The organism is Pseudomonas sp. LBUM1655 (genome assembly GCF_059716085.1).
On the sequence record NZ_CP166801.1, the window covers coordinates 3,115,954 to 3,139,355 of the forward strand.

The 23,402-nt window shown below is 57.4% G+C and carries 21 protein-coding genes; 15 read left to right on the forward strand and 6 right to left on the reverse strand.

The genetic code is table 11. The features are described from left to right. The first annotated feature begins 66 nt into the window (after nt 1-66). From ACA074_RS13935 to ACA074_RS13950, 4 genes are all read left to right on the forward strand, one after another. The gene (locus ACA074_RS13935) at nt 67-576 is read left to right on the forward strand and encodes a sigma-70 family RNA polymerase sigma factor (protein ID WP_497679293.1); all 510 of its coding nucleotides are present in this window, start codon (nt 67-69) and stop codon (nt 574-576) included. Beyond that, complete coding sequence (locus tag ACA074_RS13940) at nt 573-1,523, forward strand: FecR domain-containing protein (RefSeq protein WP_497679294.1); 951 nt, start codon at nt 573-575, stop codon at nt 1,521-1,523. Before ACA074_RS13935 ends, ACA074_RS13940 begins: the two co-directional genes overlap by 4 nt. Before the next feature lie 67 nt (nt 1,524-1,590). Further along, a complete protein-coding gene (locus tag ACA074_RS13945; protein WP_497679295.1) occupies nt 1,591-3,993 on the forward strand; it encodes a TonB-dependent siderophore receptor in 2,403 nt (800 codons plus the stop codon). A 105-nt stretch (nt 3,994-4,098) separates the two neighbouring features. Next, the gene (locus ACA074_RS13950) at nt 4,099-4,614 is read left to right on the forward strand and encodes a cupin domain-containing protein (protein WP_497679296.1); all 516 of its coding nucleotides are present in this window, start codon (nt 4,099-4,101) and stop codon (nt 4,612-4,614) included. A gap of 188 nt (nt 4,615-4,802) precedes the next feature. On the opposite strand, the gene ACA074_RS13955 is transcribed toward ACA074_RS13950, so the two are convergent. Further along, nucleotides 4,803-5,414: a dTMP kinase gene (locus ACA074_RS13955; protein ID WP_497679297.1), complete on the reverse strand. Its 612-nt coding sequence runs from the start codon at nt 5,412-5,414 to the stop codon at nt 4,803-4,805. A 321-nt stretch (nt 5,415-5,735) separates the two neighbouring features. Here ACA074_RS13955 and ACA074_RS13960 point away from each other — a divergent pair, with 321 nt between their 5' ends. Together ACA074_RS13960 and ACA074_RS13965 are read left to right on the forward strand one after the other, a co-directional pair. After that, nucleotides 5,736-6,833 carry a carboxynorspermidine decarboxylase gene (locus tag ACA074_RS13960; RefSeq protein WP_187679875.1) on the forward strand — a complete coding sequence of 366 codons (1,098 nt, stop codon included), beginning with the start codon at nt 5,736-5,738 and terminating at the stop codon, nt 6,831-6,833. 28 nt (nt 6,834-6,861) lie between these two features. Beyond that, complete coding sequence (locus ACA074_RS13965; RefSeq protein WP_150603534.1) at nt 6,862-8,106, forward strand: saccharopine dehydrogenase family protein; 1,245 nt, start codon at nt 6,862-6,864, stop codon at nt 8,104-8,106. A 146-nt stretch (nt 8,107-8,252) separates the two neighbouring features. Here the strand turns inward: ACA074_RS13965 and ACA074_RS13970 are convergent, their stop codons facing one another. Beyond that, on the reverse strand, nt 8,253-8,651 hold the full coding sequence (locus ACA074_RS13970; RefSeq protein WP_497679298.1) for a nuclear transport factor 2 family protein: 399 nt from the start codon (nt 8,649-8,651) through the stop codon (nt 8,253-8,255). A gap of 187 nt (nt 8,652-8,838) precedes the next feature. On the opposite strand from ACA074_RS13970, the gene ACA074_RS13975 reads away from it, so the two are divergent. From ACA074_RS13975 to ACA074_RS13990, 4 genes are read left to right on the forward strand one after another with little or no spacing between them, the layout of a single operon-like run. Beyond that, nucleotides 8,839-10,026 carry an ABC transporter substrate-binding protein gene (locus ACA074_RS13975; protein ID WP_497679299.1) on the forward strand — a complete coding sequence of 396 codons (1,188 nt, stop codon included), beginning with the start codon at nt 8,839-8,841 and terminating at the stop codon, nt 10,024-10,026. A gap of 10 nt (nt 10,027-10,036) precedes the next feature. Continuing rightward, on the forward strand, nt 10,037-10,906 hold the full coding sequence (locus tag ACA074_RS13980) for a branched-chain amino acid ABC transporter permease (protein WP_187679871.1): 870 nt from the start codon (nt 10,037-10,039) through the stop codon (nt 10,904-10,906). After that, nucleotides 10,903-13,395: a branched-chain amino acid ABC transporter ATP-binding protein/permease gene (locus tag ACA074_RS13985; RefSeq protein WP_497679300.1), complete on the forward strand. Its 2,493-nt coding sequence runs from the start codon at nt 10,903-10,905 to the stop codon at nt 13,393-13,395. Before ACA074_RS13980 ends, ACA074_RS13985 begins: the two co-directional genes overlap by 4 nt. Continuing rightward, entirely contained in the window at nt 13,392-14,618 is a 1,227-nt protein-coding gene (locus tag ACA074_RS13990) for an amidohydrolase family protein (RefSeq protein ID WP_401264125.1), read from the forward strand. Before ACA074_RS13985 ends, ACA074_RS13990 begins: the two co-directional genes overlap by 4 nt. A 19-nt stretch (nt 14,619-14,637) precedes the next feature. On the opposite strand, the gene ACA074_RS13995 is transcribed toward ACA074_RS13990, so the two are convergent. From ACA074_RS13995 to ACA074_RS14005, 3 genes are all read right to left on the reverse strand, one after another. Next, nucleotides 14,638-15,330, reverse strand: a complete 693-nt coding sequence (locus tag ACA074_RS13995; RefSeq protein ID WP_497679301.1) for a GntR family transcriptional regulator — start codon at nt 15,328-15,330, stop codon at nt 14,638-14,640. A 115-nt stretch (nt 15,331-15,445) separates the two neighbouring features. Next, nucleotides 15,446-17,017 (reverse strand): gamma-glutamyltransferase family protein, encoded by a 1,572-nt coding sequence (locus tag ACA074_RS14000; protein ID WP_497679302.1) that lies wholly within the window; start codon nt 17,015-17,017, stop codon nt 15,446-15,448. 208 nt (nt 17,018-17,225) lie between these two features. Continuing rightward, entirely contained in the window at nt 17,226-18,137 is a 912-nt protein-coding gene (locus tag ACA074_RS14005; protein ID WP_497679303.1) for an SDR family NAD(P)-dependent oxidoreductase, read from the reverse strand. 160 nt (nt 18,138-18,297) lie between these two features. Between ACA074_RS14005 and ACA074_RS14010 the strand changes: the two genes are divergently transcribed. The 5 genes from ACA074_RS14010 to grxC all read left to right on the forward strand — a co-directional run bounded on the left by ACA074_RS14010 (nt 18,298) and on the right by grxC (nt 21,283). Then, nucleotides 18,298-19,218 carry a LysR family transcriptional regulator gene (locus ACA074_RS14010; protein ID WP_489880485.1) on the forward strand — a complete coding sequence of 307 codons (921 nt, stop codon included), beginning with the start codon at nt 18,298-18,300 and terminating at the stop codon, nt 19,216-19,218. A gap of 256 nt (nt 19,219-19,474) precedes the next feature. Continuing rightward, entirely contained in the window at nt 19,475-19,942 is a 468-nt protein-coding gene (gene cynS / locus ACA074_RS14015) for a cyanase (protein WP_497679304.1), read from the forward strand. A 101-nt stretch (nt 19,943-20,043) separates the two neighbouring features. Further along, nucleotides 20,044-20,292, forward strand: a complete 249-nt coding sequence (locus ACA074_RS14020) for a DUF2790 domain-containing protein (protein ID WP_497657309.1) — start codon at nt 20,044-20,046, stop codon at nt 20,290-20,292. A 38-nt stretch (nt 20,293-20,330) separates the two neighbouring features. Continuing rightward, nucleotides 20,331-20,993: a carbonic anhydrase gene (locus tag ACA074_RS14025; RefSeq protein ID WP_187680566.1), complete on the forward strand. Its 663-nt coding sequence runs from the start codon at nt 20,331-20,333 to the stop codon at nt 20,991-20,993. A gap of 26 nt (nt 20,994-21,019) precedes the next feature. Next, the gene (gene grxC / locus ACA074_RS14030) at nt 21,020-21,283 is read left to right on the forward strand and encodes a glutaredoxin 3 (protein ID WP_187680565.1); all 264 of its coding nucleotides are present in this window, start codon (nt 21,020-21,022) and stop codon (nt 21,281-21,283) included. Nucleotides 21,284-21,304: 21 nt separating this feature from the next. Here grxC and ACA074_RS14035 read toward each other — a convergent pair whose 3' ends face one another. Further along, on the reverse strand, nt 21,305-23,377 hold the full coding sequence (locus ACA074_RS14035) for a 2Fe-2S iron-sulfur cluster-binding protein (protein ID WP_497657310.1): 2,073 nt from the start codon (nt 23,375-23,377) through the stop codon (nt 21,305-21,307). Nucleotides 23,378-23,402: the final 25 nt, after the last annotated feature.

Below are 23,402 nucleotides of genomic sequence, written 5' to 3' on the forward strand. Positions count from 1 at the left end.
TGTGTCCCACGCGAAGTTAAATAGAATCAGTCTCATTTGAATCTAACTTCGCGCAGGGTCTCCTGGATGATGGAAGCAGCGCCGGCCTCGGAGCAGAACCTGCACGACTTGTACCGCGATCATCGCGGCTGGCTGGAAACCTGGCTGCGTCGACGCATGGGTAACGCCTGGGATGCGGCAGATCTGAGTCAGGACACCTTCTTGCGCGTGCTTGGCAGCGCTCAGCCACTTAGAGATATTCAGGAACCACGCGCGTATCTGCTGACCGTGGGCAAACGCTTGCTGAGCAATTTCTACACCCGCCGCAGCCTCGAAAAAGCCTATCTGGAAGCCTTGGCGCAGTTGCCCGAGGAGAGCGTGCCGTCACCGGAGCAGCGCTGGTTGTTGCTGGAAACCCTGCAAGCGCTGGATGAACTGCTTGATGGCTTGCCCAGGCCAGTGCGCCGGGCATTTTTGTGGAGTCAGCTCGAGGGCCTCGGTTACCGCGAGATCGCCGCGCGTTTGCAGGTGTCTGAACGCACAATAAAACGTTATATGGCGCAGGCTTACGAGCATTGTTTGATGTTAGATCTATGATACGCGTTGCGCCCGAAACAGACGCGCGCGAAGTGGCACGCGCCGCCGCACAATGGCTGGCGTTGCTCGAATCTGGCGAAGCGACGGATGAAGATCACGCGCGCCTGCAAAATTGGCGCAGCAGCGATAGCCGCCATGAAAACGCCTGGCAGAAGATTCAGCTATTGCGCCAACGGTTCAACGATCTGCCGTCGGCATTAGCCATGGCCACGCTGGATCGTCCTGATCCGGCACGCCGGGCAGCGCTGAAACGCGCGCTGGGCCTGGCGGCGCTTGTGCCAGCGGCGTGGCTGATCAGTCGGCAATTGCCGCTGGATGTCTGGCGTGCCGATTTGCACACCAGTACCGGGGAACATAAACGTTTGCCATTGGCGGATGGCAGTTCAGTGCAACTGAACACCAACAGTGCGGTAAACGTAGACCTTGCTGCCCGTCAGTTGACGCTGGTGCGCGGCGAAATGGCGCTCAACGTTCCCGGCAACTCAGCGCTGATGATCGACGCTCATTACGGACGGATCAGCGTCAGTCGCAGTGATGTCTGCGTGCGACTCAAAGAGCGTGATTGCACTGTTTCCGTGTTCAGTGGTTCGGTTCAGTTACAACCGCTGCACGGGCCGGCGCTGATGTTGAATCAGGGCCAACAAGTTAGTCTGCAAGCTTCTGGCGCGGGGCCTGTTACAGCATTCGACGCCTTGATGCCGGGCTGGCGCGAGGGTGTATTGATGGCGCAGAACCAACCGCTGGGGGATTTCCTGCGCGAGTTGAGCCGTTATCGTTCAGGTCTGCTGCGCTGGGATCCTGCGCTTGAGGCGCTGCGCGTCACGGGTAGTTTCCGTCTCGACAATACCGACCAAGTCCTTTCGCTGTTGGCGGCGAGCCTGCCAATCGAAGTGCATACACGCACCCGTTTCTGGGTTTCTCTCATCCCTCAGAAAAAAACTGGCTGAAGCCTGTCCCTTTTTTTCGCCTCGCTGGTCATTCCAGGCAAGTGAACAAAATCGAGAGCTTCTTCCAATGCCCGCAGTATTCCCAAGCCGTTTGCGTCCGTTATTGCAGTTGAGCCTCCTGCTGAGCCTGAGTGCCAGCCCCTTGATGATCCAGTCCAGTTGGGCTGACGACTCTTCGCGACGCAGTTATCAGGTGCCCGCTGGCAGCTTGAGTTCAGCACTGACACGATTTGCCGGTTTGGCCGGGGTCAATCTGTCGGTGGATCCTGCACTCGTCAGCGGCCAGAGCAGCAAGGGTTTGAGCGGTGAATATGGGGTAGAGGAGGGCTTCACCCGATTGTTGCTGGGCTCTGGTTTGCAGCTGCAACCGGTGGGTGGCAATGCCTACACGCTGATTCCGGCGGCGGAGGGCGGCAGCCTGCAACTGGCGCCGACTTCGATACTCGGTGCCACTGATTCTTCGGGTGCCGACGTGTTTGCCGGCGGCCAGGTCGCACGTCGAGGTTCGCAAGGGCTGTTGGGGTCTAAAGACTTCATGGAAACCCCGTTCAGCATGACCACCTACACCAGTGAGACGGTCAAGAATCAACAGGCCCGAACCCTCGGTGACCTGATTGCCACAGATCCTTCAGTGCGCGCGACCAATCCAGCGGGCGGGCGCTATGAACAATTCACCATCCGTGGCTTCAGCCTGTTCAACAGCGATGTTGCCTATAACGGCCTCTATGGTGTTCTGCCGACGTACACCATCGACATGGAAATGGCCGATCGCGTCGACATCCTCAAAGGCCCGAGCCAACTCATCAACGGTATTTCACCGCGGGGCAGTGTAGGAGGGGGGATTAACGTGGTGCCCAAACGCGCGACGGACCAACCCATCACCTCGCTGACAGCCAATTACGCCTCAAACAATCAAGTCGGTGGTTCTGTGGATGTCGGGCGGCGTTTTGGCGAGGACAACCAGTTCGGCTTGCGTTTCAACGGTGTAAAACAGTCCGGCGATACCGAGTGGGATCATCAGAGTGTCGACCGCGACATGGCGGTGCTGGGCCTGGATTTTCGCGGTGAGCGCCTGCGCCTGTCGACGGATGTCGGCCATACCGAGCGCGATACCGACGCACCGCAAGAGCGCGTGCAAGTCGGCGCCAATGCCAAGGTGCCGAATGCCAACGATGTGCGCGATAACTATGCGCAACCGTGGAGCCAGGCGCGGACCAAAGACACCTTCGGCACGGTCAACGCTGAGTTCGACGTAAATGACTCGGTCATGTTGTACGGCGGCGTCGGTGCGCGCAAAAGCAATCACGACTTCCTGCGCCATGCCGTTTCAGTCACCAACGATGCTGGCGATTTCAGCGTGCAACCCCGCGATTTCACCCGCGACGAAAATGTCCGTACCGCCACGGCAGGCGTGCGTAACTGGTTCCACACAGGCCCGGTCAGCCATGAAGTCAATCTGGCAGCCAGCTACTTCTATATAGACTTTGAAAACGGTGGCGCTCGTTATGCGGCGGGTCGCAGCAACCTGTATGCCCCGGTGGAAATCACCAAACCCGGCACCCCGACGCGGCAAGACGCCAAGGTCTACACCGAAAATCGCTTCAGTGGCGTGGCGCTGTCGGACACCTTGGGTTTCTTCGATGATCGCCTGTTGCTGACCCTCGGCGCCCGGTGGCAGCGCGTGAAGGTCGATGACTGGAGCGATGATGTGAAGGGTGATACGGCCTACGACGAAGAAAAGGTTTCGCCGTCGGGCGGCATTCTGTTCAAGGCGACGGACAAGTTGTCGCTGTACGCCAACTACATGGAAGGCCTGAGCCAGGGCAAGATCGCGCCGTCGACGTCGGTAAACGAGGACGAAATTTTTCCGCCATTCATTAGCCGTCAGGTCGAAGTCGGCGCCAAGTACGATGCCGGGGTGTATGCCCTGACGGCGGCGGTATTTCGCATCAAACAGCCGGCGTACGAGACCAACGCCACGACGCGCGTGTTTGGCCCGAACGGAAAGCGGCAGAACGACGGTGTGGAGTTGAGTGTATTCGGTGAGCCACTGAAAGGCGTTCGACTGCTTGGCGGCGTGATGTACATCGACAGCGAGTTGACCCACACCACCAACGGCACGTTCGACGGCAATCGTGCGCCGGCGACACCCAAGTACAACGTCAACCTCGGCGCGGAATGGGATGTGCCGAACGTGCAGGGACTGACACTGACAGGGCGCGGTATCTATTCGAGTTCGCAGTATCTGGATCAGTCGAACGAGAAGGAAATCGATTCCTGGGAGCGGTTTGATGTAGGCACGCGTTATGCGTTCAAAGTCGAAGACAAGACCATCACTTTGCGCGCCAATGTCGAGAACGTGCTGGATAAACGCTACTGGAGTTCGGCCGGGGCTTCGGATGACAGTGAGCCGGGTTTGACGCTGTCGACGCCAAGAACTTATCTGCTTTCGGCGACGGTAGACTTCTAGAAAGGCAGGGAATTGCTTCGATCATCGGCTATATTCCGTTAACTACACTAAATAGCCGTTTAGTTGAGCTAACAAAAAACTTCAATCAGATCAATGGGACAGGTCATGACACAGCGCAAAATAACCATTAAGGACGTAATCGCCGCGCTGGATCTGGCACCACACGTTGAAGGCGGCTATTTCCGCAGAACCTACCAAGCCGACCGTCTCGATATGCTCCAAAGCGCTAAAGGCCCGCGTTACTTGATGACGTCGATCTACTATCTGTTGACCGAGCAATCGCCGGTGGGCCAGTTTCATTTCAATCAGTCCGACATCCTGCATTATTTTCACTTGGGCGACGCCATCGAATACAGCCTGATTCGGGCGGACGGCTCACTGCAGACGCTGGTGATGGGCAGCGATATTTTGGCGGGACAACATCTGCAATTACACGTACCAGGTGGAATCTGGAAGGCTTCCCGATTACTGGATGGCTCAAGCGGATTCGGCCTGATCAGTGAAGCAGTTTCGCCAGGATTTGACTTCGCCGATATGGAGATGGGCAATCGCCAGAAACTCACGGCGCAATTTCCACAGCATCGAACGCTGATTGAAAAGCTGACGCGTGAGGATGATTGAGTATGCTGCATTTCAAGAGCTCATCAGGATCAGGAGAAAGTAGCTTAGGGGTTGTGCAGTGCTGGAGATTGAAATGCTGCGTGCAACTGGGCTAATCCCGAAACATCTTGTTACGTGTAATGTATATTATGTTAAATCGTGTATTGCGCTACACACCCCTGCAGCAACACCTGCCTCTATTTCGACAATCAGCCCAACACCTCATAGATCTCAGAAACCACCTGCATCGTTGCGACTTCAATCGTTCCTTCATTACGGCATAGAACCCAGCCGTGATCGGCAATCGCTTGTTCGAACAACTCGGTACACGCGACGTGCTCTGCGTACTTCTGAATCACAGTGCCGCCCAGTCCCCGCGATCGTGTCGCGGCCCTTGCCCATGAAATATCCGGCGCGGTGACGACGCCGACATGCAGGTCTGGCACTCGCACGTCTCGATCCATGTTCATCTGGAGAATCTCGTCAAACGGGATTGTTTGTCGAAACGCGGCATCAGACGGATACCAGCGATCGATCAAGATGATGCTGTCCAGCGGCTGTTTAGTCAGTACGTGTCGGGAAATCCAGCAGCGGCTTTCAGCAAAGCTCTGGCACACAGCCCACTCCAGATCCCTGGAAGGATGTCTGGCAAGCTTGTTAACCAGGGCCATGGTTTTACCCCTGTAGGGATCGCTTTTCCTCTCGCAAAGTCGGACAACTTTCCTATTGTCAGCCCTCAGTACTTTCGTAACGGCCTCCAACAGTGTGGTTTTACCGGTGCCCTTGGGCCCATCCAGAGAAATAAACAGCGGACGATTCATTGGTCACATAGCGATAGATGTACAGTTTCTGGCTCTGGACGTTCGCTGGCACCGCTTGATGCAACTGCGCGAAAACAGAAATGGACGACCACTCTAACCTCAATTCCGCAATTCCATCAGCGCATCCCTTCCGCGATGGTGCACTTCCCTCCCCTCAATCAAGTTCGTTTCGAAACCCCTTGCTCAGAGCCTGACATCCGCCAACATTCGCGCCCTGCGTGTTGATTAGCTCAATGAGTCGTACGCTCAGCTCTTTCGATATGGAGTCAGTCCGGGCACAATGCGCATCCTTTTTTGGCTGGCCTTGCCGGAGGCCTCGAAATGATCAAAACACCGTACTACCTCATCGACAAACAAAAACTGCTGACCAACATGCAGAAGATTGCCTATGTGCGCGAACAGTCCGGGGCAAAGGCCCTGCTGGCGCTCAAGTGCTTCGCGACCTGGTCGGTGTTTGATTTGATGCAGCAATACATGGACGGCACCACCTCGTCGTCGCTGTACGAGCTCAAGCTCGGCCGGCAGAAGTTCGAAGGCGAAACCCACGCCTACAGCGTGGCCTGGGCCGACGATGAGATCGAGGAGATGCTCGACAATTGCGACAAGATCATCTTCAACTCCATCAGCCAGCTGCAACGTTTTGCCAAGCGCGCTGAAGGCAAAGTCCGCGGCCTGCGAGTCAACCCGCAAGTCAGCAGTTCCGATTATCTGCTCGCCGACCCGGCGCGTCCGTTCAGCCGTCTCGGCGAATGGGACCCGGTGAAGATCGAAGGCGTTATCGATCAGATATCCGGCTTCATGTTCCACAATAACTGTGAGAACGGCGACTTCGGTCTGTTCGACCAAATGCTCTGCACCATCGAAGAACGCTTCGGTGAGCTGCTGCACAAGGTCAGCTGGGTCAGCCTGGGCGGCGGTATTCACTTCACCGGTGAAGGCTATGCGCTGGATGCTTTCTGTGCGCGGTTGAAGGCGTTTTCGCAAAAGTACGGCGTGCAGGTCTACCTGGAGCCCGGCGAAGCGGCGATCACCAACAGTGCCTCGCTGGAAGTGACGGTGCTCGACACCCTCTACAACGGCAAGCACCTGGCAGTGGTGGACAGCTCCATTGAAGCCCATTTGCTTGACCTGCTGATTTATCGCCTCAACGCCAAACTGGCACCGAGCGACGGTGAACACACCTACATGGTGTGCGGCAAGTCGTGCCTGGCCGGGGACATCTTCGGCGAGTACCAATTTGAACGTCCGCTGGCCATCGGCGATCGACTGTCATTCATCGATACCGCGGGTTACACCATGGTCAAGAAAAACTGGTTCAACGGCCTGAAAATGCCATCCATCGTGGTGAAGCAACTCGACGGAACGGTCGAAGTGGTGCGCCAATTTGGTTATGAAGACTACCTGTCCAGCCTTTCGTAAACGGACAGATAAAGGAGAGTAAAAGCAATTGAAAAAGAACGTTCTTATCATTGGTGCAGGAGGTGTCGCTAAGGTGGTGGCCCACAAGTGCGCACAGCATAACGATGAACTCGGTCGTATCGCTATCGCGTCGCGCAACATCTCCAAATGCCAGGCCATCATCGATAGCGTCAAGGCCAAGGGTAGCCTCAAACAACCCGCCGACATCAAAGCCTTCTCACTGAATGCGCTGGATGTCGAGGCGACCAAGTCGCTGATCCGCGAAACCGGATCACAGATCGTCATCAACGTCGGTTCCGCGTTCCTCAACATGTCGGTACTGCGTGCCTGTATCGATACCGGCGTAGCCTATCTGGACACTGCCATTCACGAGGAGCCGGGCAAAATCTGCGAGACGCCGCCCTGGTACGGCAACTACGAGTGGAATCACCTCGAAGAATGTAAAGAGAAGAACATCACTGCCATTCTCGGTGTGGGTTTCGACCCAGGCGTGGTCAACGCCTATGCTGCACTTGCGCAGCAACAGTATTTCGATCGAATTGAATCGATCGATATTCTCGACGTCAATGCCGGTTCCCATGGCAAGTATTTCGCCACCAATTTCGATCCGGAAATCAATTTCCGTGAGTTCACCGGACAGGTGTGGAGCTGGCAGAACAGCCAGTGGACCAGTAACACCATGTTCGAAGTCAAGCGCACCGACGACCTGCCAGTCGTAGGGTCGCAGAATCTGTACCTGACCGGTCACGATGAAGTGCACTCGCTGTCGAAGAATCTGGACGTGCCCAACGTGCGCTTCTGGATGAGCTTCGGCGAGCACTACATCAACGTGTTCACCGTACTCAAGAACCTCGGCCTGCTGTCCGAGAAACCGGTCAAGACCGCCGAAGGCCTGGAGGTTGTTCCGCTGAAAGTGGTCAAGGCCGTGCTGCCTGATCCGAGTTCGCTGGCGCCCGGCTACACCGGCAAGACCTGCATCGGTGATCTGGTCAAAGGCACCAAGGATGGCCAGCCGCGTGAAGTGTTCATCTACAACGTGGCCGACCACGAGGAAGCCTTTGCCGAAACCGACAGCCAGGGCATTTCCTATACCGCTGGCGTACCACCAGTCGCTGCTGCCCTGCTGGTCGCCCGCGGCGAGTGGGATGTCCAGCGTATGGCCAACGTCGAGGAGCTGCCGGCTGAGCCATTCCTCAAGGCACTGGATGTAATGGGTCTGCCGACCCGCATCAAGGACGAGAATGGAGACCGCCCCTGGAACGGCGACGCCTAAGGCTCGCAACATTCAGGGGTGCTTCACTGCCTGCTCCGAAAACGCCGCTCATTGAGCGGCGTTTTTGTATGTATTTCTGAACATTGTTGCGCTGGCTTCTTGTTCCTGACCGGTGACCCGACCTGTCGCCTCAACACTGCGTGAACTCAAGCCTTGGCGATTTCCGGCGTCAGAAGCCATTCGGCGCTGTCGTTCCAGACATCCATGTGGGTGATCTTGCCGTTGCGCACTTCGAAGCGATCCAGATAGCGATTACCGGAAAAACTGCGGCCATCGGACCACTCGCCATACAAGGTTCCGTTGGAATACACCACGGTGTGATCACCGCGATCCATCCAGTCGAAGTTGCCCAAGGCTTTTTTTACCCAGGCATAACGGGAACCGTTGAACGCCGTGATGGCCTGTGGGTCAGGCATGACCCGGCCGCCGGTGAAAGTGATCTTCACATCGGCACTCATGAAGGTTGCGGCCCTGACGGGATCGGGCGTCATGGAGGCCTCGAGAAAGCTGCTAACAATCTGCACGTCTGTATTTGCCTGCGACATCGTCGAATCTCCTGACTGACTATTGATAAGCACTGGATCGACGCCTCTGCTTAGTGCAGGGCGCGTTAATTTGGCGCGTTTAGTTCAAGTTGTTTGTGCCCCATCACCCGGTTTTACTGGGGCGGCTGACTGGCATCCTACTTGCTAGCAATAATTATGCAAATGCTAGCAATCAGGAGAACGATCAATGGCCTTCCCCCTTTTAAACCTGCAGCGTCTTGTGTTTCCCGTGGCTGCCGCAGTCACGCTCAATGTGGCTTTGTTTGGTGGTGCCCAGGCGGCCGAGCCTCCGATCAAGGTTGGTCTGGTCGCAGCCCTTTCGGGTCAGTCGGCGAAATCCGGCGAAGCGCTGACTCGCGGCCTGACCATCGCCATCGATGAGGTCAATGCCAAGGGTGGCGTGCTCGGCCGACCACTCGAGCTGGTGCGCCGCGACGACGAAAGCAATCCGTCCAAAGGCATGCTGGCGGCGCGCGAGTTGGTTCAGCGCGAGAAAGTCACCGTGCTCTTCGGTGGGCTGGACACCCCGGTTTCACTGGCCATCGTGCCTTTGGCCAACCAGCTGAAAGTGCCCTTCATGGGCATCTGGGCCGCCGGCACGAAAATCACCGAAAACGGTGCTGCGGATAACTATGTGTTCCGCGTCTCTGCCGTCGACGAACTGGTGGACGAAGCGCTGGTGAAATACGGCGTCGAGAAAGGGATGAAGAAGCCGGGGATGATCCTCATCAATAACCCGTGGGGCGAATCCAATGAAGCGGGCTTCAAGCGCGCCTTGGAGAAACGCGGTTTGGCCAATGCCGGCGTCGAGCGTATCCAGGACAGCGATCTCGATGTGGTGCCTCAGCTCACTCGCCTTAAAAACGCCGGCGCCGACACCCTGCTGATGGTCGGCAACGTTGGCCCATCGGCGCAAGTGGTCAAGTCTCTGGATCGCATGGGGTGGGACGTGCCGGTGGTTTCACACTGGGGCCCGGCCGGTGGCCGCTTCGGTGAATTGGCCGGCCCGAACGCTTCGCGGGTCCACTTCGTCCAGACCTACGTGTTCACAGAACACAACAGCGCCAAGGGCGATGCAGTACTCGCCGCATTGAAAAAAACTTATCCGCAGATCAAAGGCCTGGCCGACGTCACGCCCGCCGTGGGCATTGCCAATGCTTACGACGCTCTGCACTTGAGTGCTCTGGCCATTGAAAAGGCAGGCAATACCGATGGCCCTGCCGTGCGCAACGGCTTCTATGCGATCGAGAGCTATGACGGCCTGATCAAACAGTACCAGCAGCCGTTTACGGCACAAAAACATGACGCGCTGGGGCCGGACGACTATCTGTTCACTCATTTCGTCGACGGTCAGATCGTTCCACTCAAGCCCTGAGGAGTTCGCCATGTTCACCGCCGCCATCGTCACCGGCCTTGGGCTAGGTAGTATGTACGCCCTGCTGGCGCTGGGTTTTCACCTGACCTACGTGGTTTCACGCACCGTCAACTTCGCTCAAGGCAGCGCCATGATGGTCGGCGCTGTGCTGGGTTACACCTTTTGCATCACCTGGGGATGGTCGATGTGGCTGGCACTGCCGGCAACGCTGATCCTCAGTGCGCTGTATGGCCTGGTGATCGAGCGCTGGCTGGTGCGGCCGTTTCACAGCCGTGGTTCTCAGGCTTGGCTGATGGCAACGGTGGCCGGCGGCATTCTGGTCGATAACCTGGCGTTGTTCACCTTCGGCAAGGAGCCTCGGCAATTCACCAGCAGTCTGCTCAACGTCAATGTCGAGTTGGCAGGCGCCAGTGTTGGCGCGCTGCAACTGCTGATCCCCTTGGCCGGCGCAACCATCGCGCTCGCGCTATTTCTGGTGCGGCGCTATACCCGGTTGGGCAAGGTGCTGGAGGCCTGCGTGCAAAATCCACGTGCGGCCATGCTGATGGGCATCAACGTCAATCGGGTGGTTGCCATCGCTTTCGCCATCTCAACCGTGTTCGCGGCCCTGGCGGGTCTGCTGATTGCGCCCCTGTTCAGCGTCAATGCCGAGATGGGTTTGCTGTTCGGCCTCAAGGCGTTCGCCGTAGCGATCCTTGGCGGGATTACCAGCGCCGGAGGGGTCTTTGCCGCCGGCTTGATATTCGGTCTCTCGGAGGCGCTGATCACCCTGTATTTCGGCTCGGCCTTCACGCAGATATTGACCTTCGCCCTAGTGATTCTGGCGTTGGCGATCCGTCCAAACGGCCTGTTCGGCAGTCAGGCACTGGTGAAAGTATGAATGACTTCAAAACTCTGCTCGGCCCGGTGTTCATCGCGTTGTTGGCGCTGCTCTGCGTTGTCATGGCGTTCACGCTAGACAGCTATTCCCTGTTGGTCTTCACCCTCTGCGCGCTGGCGGCAGTGGTCGGTGTAGGGCTGAATATATTGATTGGCCTGAGTGGCCAGATCTCCTTCGGCCATATCGCGTTTTATGCCATTGGCGCCTATGTTTCGGCGCTGCTGACCATCGCGGGCTGGCCGCTGTGGCTGGCGATGCCGGTGACGGCTGTCGTCACTGGGCTGATCGGCGCCTTGCTGGCGATTCCTGCGTTGCGTGTCAGCGGTCCTTATCTGGCGATGATCACCATCGCGTTTGCCTTCATCGTCCATCACAGCCTGATCGAATGGCGTGACGTTACCGGTGGTTCCAACGGTTTGATGGGCATTCCGTTACCGCAGTTCGCCGGACTCGATCCGGCCATCCTCCTGGCATTGCTGGCCACAGCCTTGATGATCGGCGCCCTTGCGTTTTATCAGCGTCTGCGCCACAGCGGTTGTGGCAAAGCCATGCTCGCCGTCAAGGCATCGGAGATTGCCGCCCGCTCGCTGGGGTTCAATCCGGTTCTGAGCAAGACCCTGGCCTTCGCCCTGTCGGCCGCGCTGACCGGTCTGGCGGGTGCTGTGCTGGCGCCACTGTTGATGTTTATCAACCCCGAATCCTTTCCGTTCTCGCAATCGATCCTGTTCGTGCTGGCCGTCATTGTCGGTGGCAGCGGGACATTGTTCGGCCCTTTACTGGGGGCGTTGCTGATTGTGCTGGTGCCGGAATTACTTTCGGATTTCGCCGAATACCGCCTGTTGATTTTTTCGACCTTGCTCCTGGTGGTGTTGTGGATCGCCCCCAACGGCTTATTGGGTGCGCTCGCTCGTCGCTGGATCAAACCCACGCACTTGGTGCCACCAAACACGATCAATCAAGCGAGGCTGGCCGCGCATCTGCAAAGTCGAGGGGCTTCGAGCGGTTTACGCGTCACCGACATCGGCATTCGCTTCGGCGGGGTCCAGGCCGCGCAGCACGTCAATTTGCATGCCCCCGCCGCCAGCATCACCAGCATTATCGGGCCCAACGGTGCAGGCAAAACCACGGTGCTGAACATGATCAGTGGCTTCTACACGCCTGACAGTGGCCAGATCGAACTGCAAACCGCCCTCGCTGGTTTACCCGCCTGGAAAACGGCTCGCGCCGGGATTGCCCGCACTTACCAAACCACTCAGTTATTCGGCGATATGTCGGTGCTCGACAATCTGCTGGTGGCCATGCAGAAAGGCCGCCTCGGATCACCGTTCAGGCTTTGCAGTGCCGAGCAGCGCGACCTTGCGCTGGATCTGCTGGCATTGGTCGGCTATCGCGGCGCGGTCAACATCGCCGCCGAGGACTTGCCCCACGTGGATCGTCGTCTGGTGGAAATTGCCCGGGCATTGGCGACCGCGCCGGCGGTGCTGCTCCTCGACGAACCCGCCGCTGGCCTGAGCCGACGTGACACCGATGACCTGGCGCTGCTGCTGCGCAAACTGGCGGATTTCGGCTTGACGGTCATTCTGGTCGAGCACGACATGGCGCTGGTCATGTCGGTGTCGGAACGCCTGCTGGTGCTGGACGCAGGCAAGCCCATCGCCTTCGGTACACCGGCCGAAATCCGCCAGAACAAACAGGTCATCGCTGCTTATCTGGGCGGGACCGACTATCAGGCGACGCCTCGTGAACAGACTTGGGATGGCAGTCGCGACGCACGCTTGTACGTCAAAGATCTGGTGATCGATTACGGCGCAGCGCCGGTGGTCAACAAGGTCAACCTCGTGGTCAATCCCGGTGAGATGGTGGCGATCCTTGGCGCCAACGGCGCGGGTAAATCGAGTATCTTGCAGTGCCTGGCCGGGCTGCATCGGGCCACCAGCGGCAGCATCCTGCTGGACAACGAAAACATTGAGATGGCCAGCGCCAGTGGCATCGCCGGTAAAGGTCTGGCACTGGTTCCGGAAGGTCGCCAGGTATTCCCGTACCTGACAGTGCGCGACAACCTGTTGCTGGGTGGTTATTCGCGGCGCGAAGCGTTCGACGCCGATGCCGAAATCGAGGCGATCCTGCGGCGCTTTCCGCGTTTGCGCGACCGCATCGACAGCCCGGCGGGCCTGTTGTCCGGTGGCGAACAACAGATGGTTGCCGTGGGACGCGGCTTGATGGCCAAACCCAAAATACTGCTGCTCGACGAACCGTCGCTGGGCCTCTCCCCTGCCATGATCGGCGAGCTGTACGACGCCTTGGCAGCCCTGCGCGACGATGGTGTGACCTTGTTGCTGGTGGACCAAATGGCCAACCTTGCTTTGCAAGTCGCCGATCGGGCGTACGTGCTGGAAACCGGCTGCATCGTCAAATCCGGGAGCGCCGCACAGTTGCGCGGCGACGACGAACTGGCCGCCGCGTATCTGGGCGAAGGAGTCAGCGCATGAGTGCCCTGAAAATCATCAATGCACGCGTCGGCGAAAAGACCTCTGCGGACGCGGTGTTGTACATCGAGAATGGCTGTTTCGTCCCGGCCTTTCACCCGGCCACTACCGCATGGGAAACCCTCGACCTGCAGGGCCGCCTGTTGCTACCGGGGCTGGTCGAAACCCATATCCATCTGGATAAGGCGTGCATCATGCAGCGCTGCCATTTGCAGCAAGGCACGCTGGCCGAAGCAATTGCCCAGACTCGGGCGGCGAAAGCCGAGTTCACTGAGCAAGACATCTATCTGCGCGGTGCACAGGTGCTGGACAAGGCGATTCTGCAGGGCACCACGTTCATGCGCACCCACGTCGAACTTGACCCGCAAATAGGGCTGATCGGCTTCAATGCGATTCGACGCCTGCAGACCGATTACGCCTGGGCGATCACGCTCCAGATCTGCGTATTTCCTCAAGAGGGACTGCTCAACAACCCGGGCACCGAAGCCCTGCTCTGCCAGGCGCTGGAGTGTGGCGCCACGGTGCTTGGTGGCTGCCCCTACATGGACAGTGATCCTCTCGGGCAGATTCAGCGCCTGTTCGAACTGGCTGTAACTTACGATTGCGATCTGGATTTGCACCTGGATTTCGATCTGAATCCTGAAGGCATGACCGTCATGGAAGTTGCCCGCTGTACGCAACTGCATGGCTGGGGCGGTCGAGTGACCATCGGCCATGTCACCAAACTGTCGACGTTGCCTCGTGAACAGTTGATGGAGTTGGGCCGGCAGTTGGCGGACGTTGGCGTGCAGGTCACTTGCCTGCCCAGCACCGATCTGTTCCTGATGGGGCGCGATGCCTTTCATAACAAACCACGCGGTCTTGCACCCTTGGCTCAACTGCATGCCTGCGGGGTGACCTGCTCGGTCTCGACCAACAACATCGGCAACCCGTTCACGCCCTATGGTGACGCTTCGCTGATTCGCCAGGCCAATCTGTTCGCTAACGTCAGTCAGATGGGCACCGTGCCGGAGTTGCTGCAATGCCTGTCATGGGTGTCCAGTGAATCAGCGCGCCTGCTCCGCCTGACGGATTACGGCCTTCTACCTGGTTGCCGTGCAGATTTCATCGTCTTCGACGCGCCTTCACCGGCAGCGGTGATTGCCGAGATCAGCGCGCCGCTAATGGGCTACAAGGCTGGGCGCCAAACGTTCAGCAGGCCAGCAGGGGTATTACTCAAGCCATAGCGTGGCTTGCGGCAATATTTCAGTCGCTCAACGCCTGCTTGAGGTTGAACTCTTCAGGCGCTGATTCTTCCAGAGCCAATTGCCATTCCAGCTCGTCCAGGTGTTCGATCATGACCTTGACTGCCTTGGCGTTATCGCCCGCTTCCAGCGCCGTGATGATTTCCTGGTGCTCATCGGACGCGCAGGACGGTACGTCGTTACGCTGATACAGCGCGACGATCAACGAACTGCGCACCATCAGGTTGGCGAGGATATCGCTGAGCACGGTATTGCCGCAGAGCTCGCCCAGCATCAAGTGAAACTCACTCAGTTCCCTGACGATGGCGCGACGGTCGGTGTCGTTGGTGGCTTTGCGTTCGTTGTTCATGTGGCTGGCCACGCGCTGGCGCTGTTTGCGCATGACCGCCGGAGTGATCGCTTCGACAATGGCCCGCTCGATGGCCCGCCGAGCGCTGAATATATCCTTCGCCTCGCGCGCGGTTGGCTGTGCAACCATTGCGCCTCGGTTGGCTTCGATGGTCACGACTTTTTGCATGGCCAGACGCTGCAATGCGACCTGCACATGATTGCGGTTGGCTTGCAGCGTTTCGACGATCTGCGCTTCGATCAATCGCGTGCCAGGCGGCAGACGATGCTGTGCGATGGCCTTATACAGCGCATCGACGATGCGCTGGACCTCAAGCTGTTTGGCGGTGACTGTGGTCAAGCCCATCCTTTCCTCTTTTTCAAAAAAGGCCTCATGCCGTCGCGCAAAACTGCTGACGGTAAGCAATGGGCGGCATTATCCGCCAGCCGCCCGGGCGGCGGCAAACCTTGTGACCGGCAGCTCAGCTCGATTGACCGAGGCTGACGCCCTCCCCTCGGGGATCGTGCATTGCACTGCGGTGATCATCGGCGCCAATCGCGATGATCCCGGCGTGGCCGGTCATGGCGCTAAGTGCCGGAATCACTTCCACCTCGTGGCCCAGTGCGGCGAGTCCTGTGATCGTCGACTCGTGGATATCGCCTTCCAGCTTGAGGTTGTCGGTGCTGTCGAAAAAGCTGCGGCCGAGCAGAAAGCGTGGGGTCTGCAGGGCAAGGTCAATGGGTTGCTGATAGTCGATCAACTGCGTCGCCAGGACCATTTGCGTCTGTGGCTGGCCATCGCCTCCTTGCGTCCCGAAAAACCAGCGACGCCCGTCGTCGGCCAGGTAGCAGGAAGGGTTCAGGGTATGCGCCGGACGCTTGCCCGGCGCCCAGCCGTTGACATGACTGGCGTCGGCATTGAACCCGGCGGCGCGGTTCTGCCACAACACGCCGGTATCGCCCAGGACGCAGCCGGAGCCGAAATCATGAAACAGGCTCTGGATCAGGCATGCAGTACGCCCTTGCTCATCGGTTGCGGCCATCCAGACGGTGTCGGCGGGACGACCGGGTTCGTTCCAGGGCGCCGCACGCTGATCATCAATGGCATCCGCATAGGCTTGAATCTGCGCCGCGTGCAGGCTTGAGGTGAAATCCCGCTCAGACGTCAGCGGATCGCACAATTGCGCATTGCGGCGCAGCAGACTTTGTTTGATCGCTTCAACCAGGTAGTGATAGTAGAGCGCGCTGCCATTGCCGACGTCGGCCAGTGGCTTGTGTTGCAGCGCGGCCATGGCTTGCAAGGTGTAGAGCCCCTGACAAGGCGGCGCGACGTTGTACAGCGTGCCCTGACGATAACGCACGGAAATCGGTGCGGCTTCAAGGGCTCGGGTCTGAGCCAGGTCGGCGGCCGTCAAGCCGCAACCCAAGCGGTCAAATGCAGCGCCGAAGGCTTGCGCGAGTTCGCCGTGATAAAAGTCTTCAACACCGTGCTGTCCGAGATGGCGAAGGGTATTGGCCAGTTCTGGCTGGCGCAGAATGTTGCCCTCGCGCAACCAGCGACCCTCGGTCTTGCACAGGTGATGGAGACCCGGTAGTTGCTCGATCAGCGGCTGGCGCAGGGTCTGCCAGAACAATTGCGATTGTGAGACGGGCGTGCCCTGCCCGGCCATGAATGCCGCGTCCTCCAGCAAATCGGCCCAGCCCAGTTTTGAGCCCCACTCATGCCGACTGATAGTCGCCGCCGTCTGCCAACTGGCCAGGGCACCCGCCGTCGTGGCGACCGAAGCCGGTCCACGCAGGCTGATCTCGCCGGCCTCTGGCAAGCGCTGCCCGGCCTGCCCGATCCCTACAATGGTGCGTACCTGACGATCATGGATCATCCACAGCGCATCGCCGCCCAGCCCGGTCATGTGCGGAAAAACCGCTGCAAGCATGGCGCTGGCCGACAACATCGCGTCGATCGCGGTGCCTCCCGCGTCGAGAACGCGCATGCCGGCAGCACTCGCTTCAGCATGAGGTGTACAGATAACCGCGCGGCGCGACGTGGCAATCATAATCAAAGGCCTCTCATATTTTGCTAGCTATAAGTCAATTTATTGCTAGAAAAGCAATAAATGTGCCGGCTCTTGAGAGGCAGACAACATCGAATTTTGCGGTAAGCGTCCGAAGCACCTTTCGACGATTTCAAGCGCCCAAGCGATGACGTCGAATGATTGGAGGCGTGGAGCACAAATGTTTTAAGGTTCTTTCCTGGAGATGACTTCACCCAATCATTCGAGTGGCGATCTCCCACAAGCGCTGCGCGTTATCAGGGTCAACAGCGTAAGGTGCAACGCCCGTGTAATCGGCGGGCCGTTTGGTGACTACCAGCGCCTCGTTACAGTCCTCGAAATAACGACCACCAATGCCTTCCAACAGCGCAGACGCCGCCAGTAATACAGATGTCGCTGCCCCCTGTTGCACGTTCTTCTGACGTTCAATTGGCGTCTTAAGCCCACCGGTGTGCTTCTGAAGTTTGGTTGCGATTGCCCCAGGGTTCAAAGCGTTAGCGAAAATGCCTCGCTCTGCCCAGCGGCGCGTTATCTCTACTGCGATGAGCGCGCATGCCGACTTGGCCTGGGCATATGACGCGAAAGCATCGTATGGGCGGAAGTCGAAATTGATGTCATCGAAAACCACTGGCCCCAAAAGATTAGCGTTTGAACTCAGCGAAACAATTCGGGCTCCCTCGGCTTTGGTCAAGGCGTCCTGCAACCCAAGCACGAGCGCAAAATGGCCGAGAAAGTTGGTTGCAAACTGCATTTCCCAACCCTGCGCTGTCAACTCGCGCTCAGGAACTGCCATGATCCCTGCGTTATTGACCAGGATATCAAGTGGCTCGGACCAAGCCTCAGCAAACGATTTCACAGAGGACAGATCCGCCAGATCGATTGAACGGATATCAACATTACCCCTGCCATCCGAGCGCAGTTCGGCGGCTACCGATTCCGCCGCCTCCGGACGCCGCACTGCAAGCGTCACGTTTGCGCCGGCGTTGACCAATGCGCGCGCTGTCTCAATGCCGATACCGGAGGCCCCTCCCGTTATGATCGCCCGTTTACCAGTGAGGTCGACTCCTTCAATGACCTCTTGTGCGGTTGAGTGAAACCCGAACGGTGTAGTGATACGCGTCATGAATTATTCCTCGCATGTGTAATGGCTGCTGGGCGCCTGGGATGTCACCATTCCCGCTATAGGGGCCCGATCCAGTTAAGTTGCTGTGATCAAGATAGGCCTCAGCACTGTCGCAAACAATCAGGCTAATATCGTATGAACTGATGCAGGAACTAGCACAATGCAGAAATCCGGGCTCCTCGAACTTAACGCTGTGGTCGCCGTTTCCACTCATCGCAGCTTTCGTCGTGCGGCAGTGGAATTGGGAATGTCGCCATCCGCACTCAGTCATGCGATCGCTGCACTGGAGAAACGCCTCGGCGTGAGGTTGTTCCACAGGACCACACGCAGTGTTTCGCTGTCTGAAGCAGGCGAGCAATTTCTGGTTCGAGTGCAGCCCGCTCTGCGTGATATATCCGCGGCTATGGAGGCGGTTAGCGAGTTCCGCGATACACCGGCGGGAACCCTGCGGCTGAACACCTCCGAAGGTGCCGCGCAAATGGTGCTAACCCCGGTGGTACTGGAGTATTTGAGGCGTTATCCAGACATGCGGGTGGACATCGTCACCGATAGAAGCCTGGTAGACATCGTCGCGGGTGGATTCGACGCCGGCATACGGTTGGCGGAAAGCGTTCCGCAGGACATGATCGCCATTGCGATCACTCCCCCGCTCCGTTTTGCGGTGGTTGCTTCTCCTCAGTACTTCGCGAAATGCAAAAAACCAAAGGTTCCGGCAGACCTGCTCGCACACAACTGCATACGCGTGCGCTTCCCCAGCGGCACGATCTACAAATGGGAATTCGAGAAGCGCGGTGAAGAGCAATCGGTCGATGTCAGAGGATCGCTGACCCTCGATAGCCACCACTTGATGTTAGAGGCTGCTTTGCAAGGCGCCGGCATAGCCTGGACCAATGATTTCGCCGCTTCAGCCCATATTGCGTCCGGAAGACTCATCCGCGTACTGGAGGACTGGACACCTCCGTATCCGGGACTGCGCCTCTACTATCCCGCGAATCGTCATATGCCTGCGGGGCTTCGGGCTTTCGTCAACGTTGTCCGTGAGATTGTGTCGGAGAATCTGATCAGTAAAAAGAAAGGCTGAGCTTCTGTGCCTAGTTCAGCCAACACTGCGATTTCTCGGGAACCGCGTTCAACTGCACCAAACCAAACCAAGTAACCGCCAGTAATCAGCAATATCGCTTCCGAGTTTTAAACGTTCATGAACTCTCCCGACTCGAATCTATAGGTAGAGCTTATGCGAAGCATTGTCTATCGGTCTTGGACGCTATCAAGCAAACGGCAGAACATAGCTTCACACCAAGCAGCACTAACCCAAGCATTCCGATAGGAGAAACACCATGCAACAGTCCCACGTTTACAACGACACCAGTCTTGAACTGACCGCTAAAATTCTGGACGCCAAAGCCCGCAAAAACCTGTCTTTCGAAGACATGGCAGAAGGCACTGGCCTCGGTCTGGCCTACGTGACCGCCGCCCTCCTCGGCCAGCACCCACTTCCAGAAACTGCCGCGAAAGTGATCGGTAAAAAACTGGACCTGGACGCCGACTCGATAGCGCGCCTGCAAATCATCCCACTGCGTGGAAGCCTTTCGGGGGTCCCTACAGACCCGACCATCTACCGCTTCTACGAAATGATCCAAATCTACGGCACTACTTTGAAAGCCTTGGTTCACGAACAGTTCGGCGACGGCATCATCAGCGCGATTAACTTCAAGCTCGATATGAAAAAAGTTGAGGATCCTGAAGGCGGCCACCGCGCGTTGATCACCCTCGACGGCAAGTTCCTGCCACTGCGTCCTTTCTAAGAAAGCGACTGGAAATGTAATTCGGCTCGCACTCGAAGCGGGCCAGCCCCAACACATTTACCCATTTCACCGACTCACCAAATCTAAATGGAGGATTCGTCATGAAAAAATTTCTGTTTCTCGCCCTGTCCCTGTCAGCTTCGTTGTCGGCCTATGCACAGGAAGTTTCAGTTGCGACAAAAGCCACTCCGTATGTCTACGGCATGCACTTGGATATTGCCAAGGTCATCAACATCACTGAAGCAGCAGACATCTGCGGTCCAGTGCCAGTGCAAATGACCTACAAAGATTCGCACGGTGACACTCGTGCTCTTGAATACAGCGTGATAGGTCGCGGCTGTACTAACTGAATGTCACCCAACTTAACTACCTGCTAAAGGCCAATCCCATGAAAGCGCTCATTGAAGGTTTTTTGAAGTTTCAGAAAGAAGCATTTCCGCAACGGACAGACCTGTTCAAACACCTGGCCACCACACAGCATCCAGGCACGTTGTTCATCACGTGTTCAGATAGCCGCGTAGTACCGGAACTGTTAACGCAACAAGAACCTGGCGAGCTGTTCGTAATCCGGAACGCGGGCAATATCGTGCCGTCGTACAGCCCCCATCCAGGCGGTGTGTCGGCAACGGTCGAATATGCCGTGGCGGTGCTCGGGGTGACCGACATCGTGATCTGCGGCCATTCGGATTGCGGTGCAATGACGGCTGTCGCCAAGTGCAAATGCATGGATCACCTTCCTGCCGTCGCCGGTTGGCTGCAGCATGCAGAGTCCGCAAAAGTAATCAACGAGTCTCGCTCTCACGTCAATGACGCGGCAAAAGTAAGCTCGATGGTTCGAGAAAACGTGATTGCCCAACTCGCCAACATCCAGACTCACCCGAGCGTGCGCATCGCTCAGGAAAAAGGCTTGTTGAATTTGCATGGATGGGTTTACGACATCGAAACCGGATCGGTTGACGCTCTTGACTCTGATAACCGCAGCTTCAAATCGTTGGCACAGTACCCTGATACCTGCGCTGTACACGCTCGCGTAGAAAAAGCCGCAGCCTGACATTGTCTAAACGAGGAGGACTTTTCATGCCTGAAATCATTATGTATACCACTAGCACCTGCCCTTACTGCCGTGGTGCTAGGCAGCTGCTTGACTCTAAAGGTATTTCTTTCACCGAAATCGACGTTCAGTCAGCTGATCAGAAGATCGAAATGATAAATCGCAGCGGCCGTCGCACGGTTCCGCAAATTTTCATCGGCGACTGGCATGTGGGTGGATTTGACGACCTCGCTCAACTCGACCGTGAAGGCGGTTTGGCTCAAGCGCTCAACCCGCGTCTCGCGGGATGAGCGATAGAGAAGGCGTTCATGTCACAGATCCAAAATCAGGGGGGCGTCGCCCTCCTTGCTTTGCGCTGGTACTGCGCAGCAAATCAAGACCTCTCCCTGCGCCGGCATTTCAGCGGGCAAGTTCAAATAGTGCACTTCGCCACTGATCAATTTTGTACGACAAGTCCCACATGACCCGCCGCGGCAACTGAAGTCCGGATTCAGACCACGACTTTCAGCCAGCTCCAACAGGCTGCCGTTTCCTGGTTCCCAACGGGCCTCTTTCGCAGAAGTCGCGAACAGCACTTTAACCGGTCCACTGGCTGGCGGAACTTGCTCTACCGCCGGGGTCAACTGATCGCGTAATCGAACCAGAGTCGAAGGCCCGAATGTTTCGGCGTGAATGCGATCATCGCCAATGCGTAGTTCTCGTAGCCCATCGTATAGAGCCTGGGTGAAGGCGCCCGGACCGCACAAGTAAAAGTCATAATCATCCAAGGGCAACAGCGCTTTGAGTAAAGCTACGTCCACACGTCCAGCTAATTCGAAGTCTTCGCCCTCGCGAGCGTGTTGCTCCGGCTGACTTAGAAGTCGCAATGCGCGAATCTTGTCTTTTGCACGGGTCGCCAGTTCAAACAGTTCATCGCGAAATGCCAGCTCCGCCAGACTACGCGCGCTTTGAATGAACCAGGTCGGCCGAGTGCGACGGATTCGTTCTCCTTCATAGATGACTTCGCGCAGCATCGACAGCAACGGCGTGACCCCAACGCCAGCGGCCAATAGAACCAATGGCCGATGCTCATCGGCGTGCACTGTGAAACGACCTTGGGGGGCACGAGCTTCAATGAGATCCCCCACCCGAATCTGGTTGTGCAGGTGCGACGAAACCAACCCGTCACGCTTGACACTGATCCGGAAGAAAGTGTCAGAAGGTGCGCTCGACACGCTGTAAGTTCGGACCAGGGGTGGCTGTCCTTCAGCCAGGTGAAACCGTACGGGTAAATGTTGGCCAGCCTCAAAGCGCGGCAATCCTGCCCCATCGTCAGGTTCCAGATAAAAAGAACTGATGGTGCTGCTCTCTTCAACGATACGGGTCACGCGCAGATGCCGCCATTGGTCGCGTAGTGCATCGGCCTTTAAGCGGCCTTCTGCTTTTTCCCAACTGCCAGTCATCAGACTATTAGGCGAGAAACCTTCAAGCGCCCAGCGCAGGGCCAGTACGCCTCGCCTTCTAACGACATGCTCTACCGTTAAAGTCCAGAGTCTTTCCGCCCCTTGGAATGCTGCGACTTCCGGCCCCTCAAGAATAATCTCAGTGCGCCCTGCCACCTGAAGCACATCACCTGACGAGAAATCGACAAAGACCAATCCAGCCTTAGGATTGAGCAACAAGTTGCCCAATGTATTGAAATGCAGATTGCCAGCGAAATCGGGAATCGTCAGAACATTGCCTTGGACCCTGACAAAGCCGGGGTTACCTCCGCGGTGCGAGACGTCCACCGAGCGTCTGGATGAATCTCCTTCGAGGTCGATGTAGCTGGCGAGGAAGAAGGTATCGGCCTTGCGAATCATCTCGCTTGCGGCCTCGTCCAATTCGCTTAAGCATTCCGCTGCAACATTGGATGAGGGCCGACCAACGCTGACCGGTTCTACGCTCCGCAACTGGATGTATTGCGGACAGTTGCCGAAAGCGTGCACGACAGAAACGGCAATACCGCCAGATAAGGCGGTACTGATGTTGCCATTCATTCGATTGCGCCTTCGGGTCTTCAAATCGATGCCGAGCAGCCCGACTGCGGCACCCGTTACCAAAGCTGCTTTGACTGGGTCACCCTCTGCGGGAAGGCGGTCGAGTTGCAAAATGCGTGGATCGGGTGAGTGAACGAAACCTGGAGGGCCTTCTATCAACGTCGCCCAAGGAATGCCTTTTTCGTCAACCGCACCCAACACTAGATAAGGAAGCTGGCTGTAGAACGAGCGATGCTGATCCGGCATGTAGTCGCGAACAACCTTTCGCCCAAATTGCTCCATCTGCTGCGCCACGCCGACACTTTCTTGCAACTGCCGCTCACCAGCATGCCAGGGTGAGGCCCTTTGCTCATCAGTATTATTCATGATCACCTCTACGTATTCTTAAACA